Origin of the sequence: Aliiroseovarius sp. (assembly GCF_030148435.1) — a bacterium.
Taxonomy (GTDB): domain Bacteria; phylum Pseudomonadota; class Alphaproteobacteria; order Rhodobacterales; family Rhodobacteraceae; genus JASBTN01.
Genome location: NZ_JASBTN010000018.1, coordinates 17,362 through 28,407 on the forward strand (window position 1 = coordinate 17,362; position 11,046 = coordinate 28,407).

General features: G+C 62.9%; 13 protein-coding genes and 1 tRNA gene. 10 read left to right on the plus strand and 4 right to left on the minus strand.

Annotation, left to right across the window (positions count from 1 at the left end):
* The first annotated feature begins 9 nt into the window (after positions 1-9).
* The 3 genes from Q1V43_RS03505 to Q1V43_RS03515 all read left to right on the plus strand — a co-directional run bounded on the left by Q1V43_RS03505 (position 10) and on the right by Q1V43_RS03515 (position 1,938).
* Positions 10-192 carry a DUF3553 domain-containing protein gene (locus Q1V43_RS03505; protein WP_300513979.1) on the plus strand — a complete coding sequence of 61 codons (183 nt, stop codon included), beginning with the start codon at positions 10-12 and terminating at the stop codon, positions 190-192.
* Positions 193-313: 121 nt separating this feature from the next.
* The gene (locus Q1V43_RS03510; RefSeq protein ID WP_300513981.1) at positions 314-1,081 is read left to right on the plus strand and encodes a GNAT family N-acyltransferase; all 768 of its coding nucleotides are present in this window, start codon (positions 314-316) and stop codon (positions 1,079-1,081) included.
* Positions 1,078-1,938 carry a lysophospholipid acyltransferase family protein gene (locus Q1V43_RS03515; protein ID WP_300513983.1) on the plus strand — a complete coding sequence of 287 codons (861 nt, stop codon included), beginning with the start codon at positions 1,078-1,080 and terminating at the stop codon, positions 1,936-1,938. Before Q1V43_RS03510 ends, Q1V43_RS03515 begins: the two co-directional genes overlap by 4 nt.
* 19 nt (positions 1,939-1,957) lie before the next feature.
* Here Q1V43_RS03515 and Q1V43_RS03520 read toward each other — a convergent pair whose 3' ends face one another.
* The gene (locus Q1V43_RS03520; protein ID WP_300513985.1) at positions 1,958-2,578 is read right to left on the minus strand and encodes a thiamine phosphate synthase; all 621 of its coding nucleotides are present in this window, start codon (positions 2,576-2,578) and stop codon (positions 1,958-1,960) included.
* Between the two features lie 56 nt (positions 2,579-2,634).
* A complete protein-coding gene (locus Q1V43_RS03525) occupies positions 2,635-2,976 on the minus strand; it encodes a TfoX/Sxy family protein (RefSeq protein ID WP_300513987.1) in 342 nt (113 codons plus the stop codon).
* An 81-nt stretch (positions 2,977-3,057) separates the two neighbouring features.
* Between Q1V43_RS03525 and Q1V43_RS03530 the strand changes: the two genes are divergently transcribed.
* Positions 3,058-3,801 carry an RNA methyltransferase gene (locus Q1V43_RS03530; RefSeq protein ID WP_300513989.1) on the plus strand — a complete coding sequence of 248 codons (744 nt, stop codon included), beginning with the start codon at positions 3,058-3,060 and terminating at the stop codon, positions 3,799-3,801.
* Positions 3,802-3,840: 39 nt separating this feature from the next.
* Here the strand turns inward: Q1V43_RS03530 and Q1V43_RS03535 are convergent, their stop codons facing one another.
* Both Q1V43_RS03535 and Q1V43_RS03540 read right to left on the minus strand, forming a co-directional pair.
* On the minus strand, positions 3,841-4,326 hold the full coding sequence (locus tag Q1V43_RS03535) for a disulfide bond formation protein B (protein ID WP_300513991.1): 486 nt from the start codon (positions 4,324-4,326) through the stop codon (positions 3,841-3,843).
* An 8-nt stretch (positions 4,327-4,334) separates the two neighbouring features.
* Positions 4,335-4,913, minus strand: a complete 579-nt coding sequence (locus Q1V43_RS03540) for a YqaA family protein (RefSeq protein WP_300513993.1) — start codon at positions 4,911-4,913, stop codon at positions 4,335-4,337.
* A 638-nt stretch (positions 4,914-5,551) separates the two neighbouring features.
* On the opposite strand from Q1V43_RS03540, the gene Q1V43_RS03545 reads away from it, so the two are divergent.
* The 6 genes from Q1V43_RS03545 to Q1V43_RS03570 form a co-directional block, all read left to right on the plus strand.
* Positions 5,552-6,589: a TRAP transporter substrate-binding protein gene (locus Q1V43_RS03545; protein WP_300513995.1), complete on the plus strand. Its 1,038-nt coding sequence runs from the start codon at positions 5,552-5,554 to the stop codon at positions 6,587-6,589.
* A gap of 122 nt (positions 6,590-6,711) precedes the next feature.
* Positions 6,712-7,326, plus strand: coding sequence for a TRAP transporter small permease (locus Q1V43_RS03550; protein ID WP_300513997.1), 615 nt, complete (start codon positions 6,712-6,714; stop codon positions 7,324-7,326).
* Positions 7,323-8,675 carry a TRAP transporter large permease gene (locus tag Q1V43_RS03555; RefSeq protein ID WP_300513999.1) on the plus strand — a complete coding sequence of 451 codons (1,353 nt, stop codon included), beginning with the start codon at positions 7,323-7,325 and terminating at the stop codon, positions 8,673-8,675. The genes Q1V43_RS03550 and Q1V43_RS03555 overlap by 4 nt, the downstream gene beginning before the upstream one ends.
* Positions 8,676-8,841: 166 nt before the next feature.
* On the plus strand, positions 8,842-9,729 hold the full coding sequence (locus tag Q1V43_RS03560; RefSeq protein WP_300514001.1) for a hypothetical protein: 888 nt from the start codon (positions 8,842-8,844) through the stop codon (positions 9,727-9,729).
* 101 nt (positions 9,730-9,830) lie between these two features.
* Positions 9,831-9,916 (plus strand) — tRNA-Leu (locus Q1V43_RS03565).
* Positions 9,917-10,322: 406 nt separating this feature from the next.
* Positions 10,323-11,046 (plus strand): aminotransferase class III-fold pyridoxal phosphate-dependent enzyme (locus tag Q1V43_RS03570; RefSeq protein WP_300514003.1); only part of this gene is annotated, 724 nt, incomplete at its 3' end.

Here is an 11,046-nt window from a genome sequence, read left to right on the forward strand (position 1 = left end):
GAAAGTGAAATGAGCGGACTAGGAGCCATTCTGGAACCGGGCATGTTGGTGCGCCACCCGGATCGGCCTGACTGGGGCCTGGGCCAGGTGCAAAGCAACATTGGCGGCAAGGTCACGGTGAATTTCGAACATGCCGGCAAGCGGGTGATCGAAATCTCCCGGGTCGAGCTCATCCCTGTTTTCGACTCCTGATGCAATTAAAAACTGTTGGAGAGGAGGCTAGCACAACCAAAAGCTGTGTCAAAGCCTGCCGGTTGCAAATCTCCTTGTGCCCCCATAGAACCGCGAAAAGGTTCCTGAAAGCTTAACAACCATGCCCGCCGTTAACCCGAATTTCGAACTGCGTCTGGCCCGTGACGAGGCCGACCTGATCGCCGCGCAGCGCCTGCGCTATGACGTTTTCGTCGAGGAGCTGGGCGGCGATGGGGTTCTGGTCGATCACGATGCAAGGCTGGAACGGGATGAATTCGACCCGTTCTACGACCATCTGGTGCTGTTCGACCGGGCCCGCGACGGTGCGGCCGTCGGTGTGTACCGGCTCTTGCGTGATGACCGGGCGGCAAAGCTTGGGCGCTATTACTCCGAAGGCGAATATGACCTCACGGCGCTGAAAACCTCGGGTCGCAAATTGTTGGAACTGGGGCGTTCCTGCCTGCATCCGGACTACCGGGGCGGCATTGCGATGAGGGTGCTGTGGAACGGGCTTGCGGACTACGTTGCCGAACACGGAATCGAAGTGCTCTTTGGTGTGGCGAGCTTTCACGGCACCGACATCAACGCGCTCAGGGGATCTCTGTCGCTGCTGCACCACCGTCACCTGGCCCCCGAGGCCCTGCGGGCGCGCGCGTTGCCCGAGCATTTCCAGTCGATGGACCTGATGCCCGAGGCCGAGATCGACCGCCCCGCTGCGGTGAAAGCCACGCCGGCCCTGATCAAGGCCTATCTGCGTCTTGGCGGCTACGTGGGCGAGGGCGCCTATATCGACCATGCCTTCAACACCATCGATGTCTGTCTGATCCTCGACACCGCTGTGATGAGCGAGAGGCATCGCAGCCTCTATGCGAAGGGAACGGGTGCATGAGCCAGGCTTGGGGCGAGGGCACCGAGCTCGAGGCGAAGCGTATCGGTGCGATGGGCTGGATCAGGGCCGTGTTGCGCGGGCTGCCTCTGGCCGTCGTCGTGTTTGGTGGTCTGCTGATCCTTTTGACCATTCGTCTGGTCGAAAAACCGATTTGGGGGGGCAGGCGCCCGTTGACGCCGTGGATTACCCAGACGGTCTGCCGCACGGCCTTTGTCATCCTCGGCATCCGGTTGCGCGCATCGGGCCAGCAGATGAAACGCATCGGTGCGGTGGTGGCGAACCATTCGAGCTGGATGGATATCTTCGCGCTCAATGCCAGAAAACGCGTCTATTTCGTGTCCAAGGCAGAGGTGGCGAGCTGGCCGGGCATCGGCTGGCTGGCCAAGGCGACCGGCACGGTGTTCATCAATCGCGACCGTCGCGAGGCGGTAGCGCAGGTCAAGATGTTCGAGGAACGGCTGGACGCGGGCCATAAGCTGCTGTTCTTCCCGGAGGGCACCAGTACGGATTCGCGCCGGGTTCTGCCTTTTAAATCAACGCTTTTCGCTGCCTTCTTCACGCAGCATCTGCGCGAGGTCATGCATGTGCAGCCGGTCACGGTGATCTACCGTGCGCCCGAGGGCGAAGACAGCCGGTTTTATGGCTGGTGGGGCGGCATGGATTTCGGGCCGCATTTGCTGAAAGTGCTGGCGCAGGGCCGACAGGGCACGGTCGAGCTGGTCTATCACGAGCCGGTCAAGGTCAACGAGTTTGACAGCCGCAAGGCGCTGGCGGCCTATTGCGAACAGACCGTGCGTGCGCCCCTGGCTTTGGCCGGGCTGGATTTCGCGGCCGGGGAACAGGCGGCACGGGGCTGATTGCAGACCTGCCGCCGTCTCAGCCCATTGCCCTGATCAGATCGCCCAGCGCGGCGGCGGGATCCTCGGCGCGCCAGATCTCCTCGCCGATGGCAAAGAAATCGGTCACTGGCGCCAGGTCGCGCACCAGATCGGCGTCCAGCGCCCCTTCGGCCACCACGGGCACCTCTATCATCTCGGACCACCAGGCAAAGAGGTCACGCTCGGCGCGGGTGCCGTCGCCAAGGGGGGTGGCTCCCACGGGGCCGAAGCTGACGTAATCCGCTCCCGCCTCGCCAGCGGTCATCCCGTCATGGCTGGAGGTATGGCAGTAGGCGCCGATGATGGCGTCCTGGCCCAGATCCTTGCGCACCTTGCGCATGCGGCGCGCGCCGTCGGACAGGTGCACGCCATCGAGGCCCAGCCGTTCCACCAGCATGGCGTGATCATTGATCACAAGGGCAATGTCGCGGGCATGGGCGATCTCGCGGCAGGCGTCAGCGGCCCGGGCGATCCGGTCCTCGTCCGCGGTGGCGAGGGACAGGCGCAGGCAGGCGACTTCATGGGCGTCCAGCACACGGGCAAGCTGGTCGGGGAAGGTCGACAGTTCAAACTCCGGCGGGGTGAGGAGATAGATTTGCGGCTGCTCGGTCTCGGCCATCGGGGCGCTCCTTCGTCTGCTTTGCCGCGTGCTATAGCGTGTCCCGGAGGTCTTGACTACTTAGAAGGCATCGGCCCGACGAAATCCAGCGCCAGGCGCAGCCACTCGGCGCGAGAGGCGTCATCCGCCAGCGCCTCGGCGGTGACATCCACCATGCCGCCCATCTTTCGGCCCGTGAAACTCATGGGCCCGGCACCCTCGATGGCCAGCGCGGCGGCCTCGTTCTGCTTGCCCACACGAAACATTGCGCCCGGACCAGCTTTTTCCCCATGCACGCCGCACAGCATGTTGCCGTTGAGCAGAAAACAGAGCCCGCCGAACATGCGTTTTTCGGTCACGCCCGGCGTGCCGGTCAGCGCATCGCGCAGAATCTGGGCGAGCCCTTCGTCATGAGCCATCCCGGGGTCTCCTTCCGGTGCTTGTTTTCCACCTCCGCCCAGATTAAACCGCGCGTCATCCATCGCGAAAGGGGCCATACCATGACTGCTGACAATCTGGGACCAGAACCGGCCATGGTGCTGGTGCGCCCGCAGATGGGTGAGAACATCGGCGCGGCGGCCCGGGCGATGCTGAATTTCGGCATGACCCGCATGCGGATCGTTGCCCCGCGCGACGGCTGGCCGAATCCGGCGGCGGTGGCCATGGCGTCGGGCGCGGGGCGGGTGCTGGACGCCGCGCAGGTGCATGACGATCTGGCCGGGGCGGTGGGCGATTGCGATTTCGTCTTCGCCACCACCGCGCGCAGCCGCGACCTGACCAAGCCGGTCTACAGCCCCGAACGCGCGATGGAAATGGCCGCCGCGATGCGCGCCCAGGGCCGCAAGGTCGCGGTGCTGTTCGGACCCGAGCGGACCGGGCTGGAAAACGACGAGGTCGCAAAGGCCAACGCGATCATTTCGGTTCCCGTGAACCCCGAATTCGCCTCTCTGAACCTGGCGCAATGCGTGCTGCTGACCTCCTATGAATGGCGCCGCCAGGCGACGGATGTCACCCATGCGGATGACGGCATGGCGGGCGCCGACTGGGCCAGCGCGATCGAGGTCGAGAAACTGGCCGACCACTACGAGGCGCGGCTGGACGAGGCCGGGTTCTTCTATCCGCCGGAAAAGGCGCCGGGCATGAAAGTGACAATGCGCAACATGTGGCCGCGCTTTTCGATGACGCGCCAGGACGTGCAGATCCTGCACGGCGTGCTGCGTCAGCTCCTGCGCGGCAAGCCCTGACGGAGGGCGCGGCCCTCCGGCTCCGTCTGGGCGTGATGCTTATTTCATGCGCGCCGCAGCCACCCAGACACCGACCAGAACCAGCGAGAAGACCGCGTTGAAATTGGCCATGGTCAGGTCGAGGATCTGAAGCGGGATCCAGTCGGACAGGCGCCAGGGAATTTCGTCACACATCACCACCGGCGTGGACAGGATGCTGTCGAGCAGATCGGTGGCCGACCCCGACAGGTCTCCGCCGCCGGTACAGGAACTGGGGCCGGGCCACCAATGGCGTTCGACCCCCGAATGATAGGCGCCAAGCCCCGCCGAGACCCCCATGCCAACCGCGCCAGCCCAGCACAGCAGCGGGTTCCTGACGGCCAGCGCGGCCAGGCCAAGCACGGCGACGATCCCGTGCGGCCAACGTTGCCAATAGCACATCGCGCAGGGCGCGTAGCCTGCAAACTGGAACAGGAAGGCCCCGCCCAGCAGGGCGGCCGAACTGAAAGAGGCAAACAGGATCAGATGTGCGCGTGTGAGGGTCATGGCCTATCTCACAGGTATTTAAGCGCGTAGAATCCGCCACCCAGCAGGATGACGAACAGGGTGAACATCAGGCCCAGGCGTTTCTCGATAAAGTCGCGGATGGGCGCGCCGAACTTCCACAGAAGCGCGGCAACAACGAAGAACCGCAGCCCGCGGGCAATCACGCTGGCAACCATGAAAACCCCGAAATTCAACCCGGTCGAGCCCGACAGGATGGTTATGACCTTGTAGGGGAAGGGTGTCACTCCGGCGATCAGCACCGCCCAGGCGCCATAGTCATTATAGGTGGCGGCGAATTCCTCGAACTTGCCGGTCTTGCCGTAGAATTCCAGCACCGGCAGGCCGACGGTCTCGTAAAGGCCCCAGCCGATGAAATAGCCGAACGCCCCGCCCAGTACGGACGCGACAAGCGCGATGCCCGCGATCAGGAAGGCGCGGTGCGGCAAGGCGATGATCATCGGGATCATCAGGATGTCGGGCGGGATCGGGAAGACCGAACTTTCAGCAAAGGCGACCACGGCCAGTGCCCAAAGTGCATAGGGGCTTTCGGCCAGGGACAGGGTCCAGTCGTAAAGTCTTTTCAACATGTGCTCGGCGTCCTCACTTGCGGTTGTCAAACCATGCGGGCGCGGGCGGGTCAAGCTTCCGTTGTCTGCCAGGGTCTGAGCGCCCCGGCAATCTGACCGTAACCGGCCCGGAGGGGGTGGCCCGAGGTGGCGGGGCCGCCGCGACATCGACGTTCGCCGGCACCGCGATTCGGCGCGGCGGAGGCCGGGGTATCGAAGTGGCAATGACCGGGATCCGGCAAATCCGGGATGTCATGCTGAAACGCAATGCAGGCTGAACGCCGATGCGGTCTACGATTGTTCATGCGGCATCGGTAAAGAATTAGTGTTTGTTTGCAATGGGATGCAAGCGCGGGCGTCTGGATGGTCGCAACGCATTCGTTTTGGATTGACTATCGTTTTCAAAACGATTTGATGAAGTTAACGCGTTAATTAGCTTGACAGGATGGTTCGGATGCTGAACCGTTGCACGTGAAATGACTTCTCGTTTCGGATCGGCACTGACCAGAAATCCGCCCAAAACCGACCGCGCGGTCGAATTTGTCTTGCGGCATGGCTCATAGCCTGTTCTTATGCGGGGAGGGGAGATTTGAATTTCGCATTCGGTCCCCACAGAGGATAGCCTTGAAACAACGTTTCGTATTTGGGAGGAGAACGAGATGAAAATGACCCTTAATTCCGTGCTGGCCGGTGCCGTGGCCCTTGGCCTGTCGGCAACCGCCGGGTTCGCGCAGGACGTGACCCTGCGCTGCCAGCACTTCCTGTCGCCGAAGGGTTCAGTGCCCAAGTTCTTCATGGAAGGCTGGGCGCAGAAGGTCGAGGAAGAGTCGAACGGCCGCATCAAGGTCGAGCTCTACCCGGCGATGCAGCTGGGCGGCAAACCGCCGGCGCTGTATGACCAGATCCGTGACGGCGTGATCGATTGCGGCTGGGCGCTGCCTGCCTATACCCCGGGTCGGTTCCCGGAATCGGAAGCCTTTGAACTGCCCTTCATGACCTCGATGAGCGCCGAGGCCTCGTCGCGGGCCGCCTGGGAGTTTTCGGAAAAATACCTGATGGAACGCATGGGCGACGTGCGCCTGTTGGCGACCCACGTGCACGGGCCGGGCGTGATCCACACCAAGGGCGATCCGCTGAAATCGACCGCCGATTTCGCGGGGCTGAAGCTGCGCGGCCCGTCGCGCCAGGCCAACGCCCTGCTGGAAACCCTGGGAGCCACCCCGGTCGGCATGCCTGTTCCGGCCTTCCCCGAAGCGCTGTCGAAGGGCGTCGTGGACGGCGGAGTGATCCCGTGGGAAATCGTTCCGCCGCTGAAAGTGCATGAACTGGCCGACAGCCACACCCAGATCGGTGGCGACCGTGCGCTGTACAACACCTTCTTCATCTGGGCGATGAACAAGGACACCTACGCCAGCCTGCCCGACGACCTGAAGGCCGTGATCGATGCCAACTCCGGCGCAGACACCTCGGCCTGGGCCGGTCGCGCCATGGATCAGGGCGACGCGCTGGGTGAAGAACTGGTCGCCGGCACCGACAACCAGATCTACACCCTGGACGAGGCCGTGGTGGCCGAACTGCGCGCCATCGGTGAGGCACAGACCGCCGCCTGGATCGAGGAAGTGACCTCGAAAGGCCTGGACGGCGCCGGCATGGTGGCCCTGGCTCAGGAACTGGTCGCCAAGTACTCGGACAACTGATCTGACACACGTGAATGCTCCGGGCCGCGCCTGCCGTGGCCCGGAGTTTTTTCACCCGGGGACCGTCTGAACCGGTCCGGGGAGCCCAATTCAACGGGAGTGGGGACAATGAGGACGGGCCCGTGACACCAATCGCACCAAATGCAGAGGCCCGGCTGGGCCGTGTCTTCGAGCGCATCGCGCGCTGGATGGCTTACTTCGGAGGCACCATCCTGGCCGCAGTGGCCGGCGTGACCGTGTTCTCGATCTTCGGACGGTTCATGGATCCCTTCCAGGGAGACATGTTGAAGGGCCTCATTGACCTCGGGCCGATCAAGGGCGATTTCGAAATGGTCGAGATGGGCTGCGCCGTCGCGGTGTTTTCCTTTCTGCCCTACACGCAGCTGAAACGCGGCCATGTGACGGTGGACCTGTTCATCGATCGCCTGCCGGACCGCGCCAAGGCCTTCCTGGGCTTTGTCGGCGACGTCATGCTGGCCCTGGCCGCCTATGTGATCCTGTGGCGCCTGTGGCTGGGCTTCGGCGAGAAGTTTCCCTATGGCTCGGACGCCTTCCGGGGCGCCCTGGGCATGGGGTACAAACCCTTCTTTGCCGAGACATCCTATGAACTCGAACTGCCGCTTTGGATCCCCTTCGGGCTCTCGCTGATCGGCGCTTTCTTCTTCTTCGTCGTGGCGCTCTATACCGTTTGGCGCTCGCTCAACTGGGTCCTGAAGGGCCGGGAGGAACACGTATGACCGGCCTCGAAATCGCAATGATCGCCTTCGGGCTGATGTTGCTGGCGATCTTCCTGCGCCTGCCCATCGGCCTGGCGATGGGGCTGACCGGCTTCTTTGGCGTCTGGTATGTCATGGGCAACCCGAACGCGCCGCTGTCGCAGCTCAAGACGCTGAGCTATGACACGTTCTCCAGCTACTCGCTGTCGATCGTGCCGCTGTTTCTGTTGATGGGACAGTTCGCGACAAAGTCCGGCATGTCCGGCGCGCTGTTCGAGGCGGCCTCGGACTGGCTGGGGCACCGCAAGGGCGGTGTGGCCATGGCCGCCGTCGGCGCCTGTGCGGGTTTCGGCGCGGTCTGCGGCTCATCGCTGGCGACTGCCTCGACGATGGGGCAGGTGGCCCTGCCGGAAATGCGCAAGCGTGGGTATTCGGATGACCTGTCAACCGGCGTTCTGGCTGCGGGCGGCACCCTGGGCATCCTGATCCCGCCCTCGATCATCCTGGTGATCTACGCCATCCTGACCGAACAGAACATCGTCAAGATGTTCATTGCCGCGCTGGTGCCGGGTGTCCTGGCCGCCCTCGGCTACATGCTGACGGTCGCGGTCTACGTGCGCTGGAAGCCGGGGTCGGCCACCACCGCCGAACGCGTGCCCTACAGCCACCGGTTTTTGACCCTTCTTAAGATCTGGCCGGTGGTGGTGATCTTTGGCCTCGTCATGGGTGGCATTGCCGCCGACTGGAACTGGACCAAGGACGGGGTGCAGGCCCTGTTCACCCCGACCGAGGGCGCTGCCGTGGGGGCGGTCGCCACCGGGTTTTATGGCATCATGACCGGCGGTCTGACCTTCAAGACCTTCATGGACAGCGTGTTGAAGGCGGCCCAGTCGACCGCGATGATCTTCTTCATCGTGCTGGGCGCGCAGATGTTCAACAGCTTCCTGGCCTTTACCCAGGCGCCGCAGAACCTGGCCGCGTGGGTCGGAAATTCGGGCCTCGCCCCGCTGGTGGTGCTGACCGTCATGCTGATCGCCTACCTGATCTTCGGCTGCGTCATGGACAGCCTGTCGATGATCCTGCTGACCATTCCGATTTTCTATCCGATCGTCGAGACGCTGGACTTCGGCCTGACCCCGGAAGAGGCAGGCATCTGGTTCGGCATCCTCGCCCTGATCGTGGTCGAGGTCGGGCTGATCACCCCGCCGGTGGGCATGAACCTGTTCATCATCAACTCGATGGCGCGCGACATTCCGATGGTTGCCACCTATCGCGGAGTTGCCCCCTTCGTCCTGTCGGACCTGATCCGCGTGGTGATCCTTGTGGCCTTCCCGGGCATCACGCTCTGGCTGGTCGGAGTGATGTTCTAGACGGTGCAACCCGGACCTCACGAAGCCTTCGCACCCCTCGGGAAACCGGGGGGTGTTGCCTTTTTGTCAAGTAAAGATTCAAAAAACCAAATATAAATATATTAATAATGGAACTCTCTGTGTCCCATTTATAAAAACCAATGGGAATTTCTTTTTGGAGAGGGATATGAAACGCATTTTCACGCTTGCCACGTTTCTGGCGGGAACGGTTGCATTGCCGGCCATGGCACAGACAGTGGTAGGTTCGGTCGGCGGCGACCTTGGATTCAATTTTGTACGCGAGGCCGATAGTCCTGGAAGCCTGGACAGGGCCGACGTAGCTTCCGCGCGGCTTGCCGCGGACGCGGCCTGGCAGTTGGGCAACGCATTTCTTCTGGGTGTCGGTGCGGACCTGCGCTGGGATGATTTTTCGTCCACGAGCGATTTCGACGATGACGAAGATCCGGACTGGCAGGGCCAGCTTGCGATCCACGCGCTGAGGCAGCTCGGCGACGGCAGCCGGGCCGGTGTTTTCGCAACTGCTGGCGAGGCGCAATCGCAGGGTGGCGCGGCCGACGAGACCTATGGTGTCTGGCTGGTAGGTGTCGAGGGCCAGACCCTGCTGTCCGACAATGTTCTGGTTTTCGGACAATTGGGCGGCGGTGATGTGCTGGCTGACGGCGACGGCGAAACCGAGGGCTTTACCGGCGGTTACGTCGCCCGCGCGGGCGGTGTGTGGTTTGCCTCGGACCGCACCGCGGTCATGGCCAGTGTCGAGCATTCCGGCACCGACAAATATATCGACAGCAATGATCCCGGCCGCTTCTGGGACGTGACCATCGCGGGGGAGACCCGCCTGTCGACCGACAAGCCTTTGCTGGCGACCTATGGGATGAGCTACACGTTCATCGATTCCACCGATGAAGGCGACAACCACGGGGAAACCCGCCTGTTCGCTGGAATCAAGTTTCTGTTCGGCGCCGACAGCCCGCGCGAGCGTTGGGTGAACGGCATCGCGCTTGGCACGCCGGTAACGCCGCTGCGTGCCTCGGCCTGGACCGAATACGTGGACTGACCCCTGTTTGGTGAGTATGCAAACGGGCCGGGTCAACCGGCCCGTTTTCTTTTGCGCTATCGCGTTGACGCCGCCGGGCAGCTTGCCTATTCAGGGGCAAGGCCCAAGTGGCGGAATGGTAGACGCAGGGGATTCAAAATCCCCCGTTCGTGAGGACGTGTGGGTTCGAGTCCCACCTTGGGCACCACCGCGATCAGACTGAAATCCATTCTGAATACCGGCGATCCGCCGTTCGGCTCCCTTTTTGAGACGCGACAGGGCCTCGGGGGAGGGGGGCTGGCCTTTCTCGATAGCGCGGAAGAGGTGTCGGGCCGTGGAGTCCAGCGGGGCTTGCTCTGTGTCGTGACAGATCCAATCGCCAGGACACCGATCCGCGCCTCTGATCCCGGTACCGGGAAGGGTGCATAAGCCTCTTGCCATCGACGCGGGGAATGTGCTCCATAAGTTCATGACCCTGGCAATAAAGGCATTGCGCGCTGCTGCTTGGGTGAGCGGAGCCTTCTGCTCGAACCGGGGCCATGGCGGCCCCAAGCGTGCATCCGGCTCCAATCATGTGAAACAGGCGGCGCGCCGCCGGAGCCGAGAGGTCAGCCATGCTGCACAACGATCAACTGGAACACTGGGATCGCGAAAACTTCTTCCACCCTTCCACCCACCTGGCGGAATTTGCCCGTGGCGAAACTCCGAACCGGGTGATCAGGACCGCCAGCGGCGTCTTCATCGAGGACCGGGATGGCAACAGGCTGCTTGACGCTTTCGCCGGGCTCTATTGCGTGAACGTGGGCTATGGCCGTCCCGAGATTGCCGAGGCGATTGCCGCTCAGGCGAAGGAACTGGCCTATTACCATTCCTACGTGGGCCATGGGACAGAGGCGTCGATCACACTGGCCAAGATGGTTCTGGACCGTGCGCCGGACCACATGTCCAAGGTCTATTTCGGCCTGTCCGGTTCGGATGCGAATGAGACCAACGTCAAGCTCATCTGGTATATGAACAACATCCTCGGGCGGCCGGAGAAAAAGAAGATCATCTCGCGCTGGCGCGGCTATCACGGGTCGGGGCTGATGACCGGGTCGCTGACCGGACTCGATCTGTTTCACAGGAAATTCGACCTGCCGCTGGCGCAGGTGATCCATACCGAAGCACCCTATTACTTCCGCCGCGATGACCCGGATCAGACCGAGGAACAGTTCACCGCCCATTGCGTGGCCGAGCTGGAAGCGCTGATCGACCGTGAAGGCGCCGACACCGCCGCGATCGTCGGCGACGGCAAGGTCGAAGGGGTGAAACTCAAGGACGGGACGCTGATCCCCGCGA

Bases quoted from the DNA above. Each gene is read 5' to 3' on its own strand.
- Q1V43_RS03520 (WP_300513985.1), bottom strand. From the start codon at position 2,578: ATGGCCGAGACCGAGCAGCCGCAAATCTATCTCCTCACCCCGCCGGAG.
- Q1V43_RS03510 (WP_300513981.1), top strand. From the start codon at position 314: ATGCCCGCCGTTAACCCGAATTTCGAACTGCGTCTGGCCCGTGACGAG.
- Q1V43_RS03515 (WP_300513983.1), top strand. From the start codon at position 1,078: ATGAGCCAGGCTTGGGGCGAGGGCACCGAGCTCGAGGCGAAGCGTATC.
- Q1V43_RS03540 (WP_300513993.1), bottom strand. From the start codon at position 4,913: ATGTTGAAAAGACTTTACGACTGGACCCTGTCCCTGGCCGAAAGCCCC.
- Q1V43_RS03530 (WP_300513989.1), top strand. From the start codon at position 3,058: ATGACTGCTGACAATCTGGGACCAGAACCGGCCATGGTGCTGGTGCGC.
- Q1V43_RS03560 (WP_300514001.1), top strand. From the start codon at position 8,842: ATGAAACGCATTTTCACGCTTGCCACGTTTCTGGCGGGAACGGTTGCA.
- Q1V43_RS03555 (WP_300513999.1), top strand. From the start codon at position 7,323: ATGACCGGCCTCGAAATCGCAATGATCGCCTTCGGGCTGATGTTGCTG.
- Q1V43_RS03505 (WP_300513979.1), top strand. From the start codon at position 10: ATGAGCGGACTAGGAGCCATTCTGGAACCGGGCATGTTGGTGCGCCAC.
- Q1V43_RS03535 (WP_300513991.1), bottom strand. From the start codon at position 4,326: ATGACCCTCACACGCGCACATCTGATCCTGTTTGCCTCTTTCAGTTCG.
- Q1V43_RS03525 (WP_300513987.1), bottom strand. From the start codon at position 2,976: ATGGCTCATGACGAAGGGCTCGCCCAGATTCTGCGCGATGCGCTGACC.
- Q1V43_RS03545 (WP_300513995.1), top strand. From the start codon at position 5,552: ATGAAAATGACCCTTAATTCCGTGCTGGCCGGTGCCGTGGCCCTTGGC.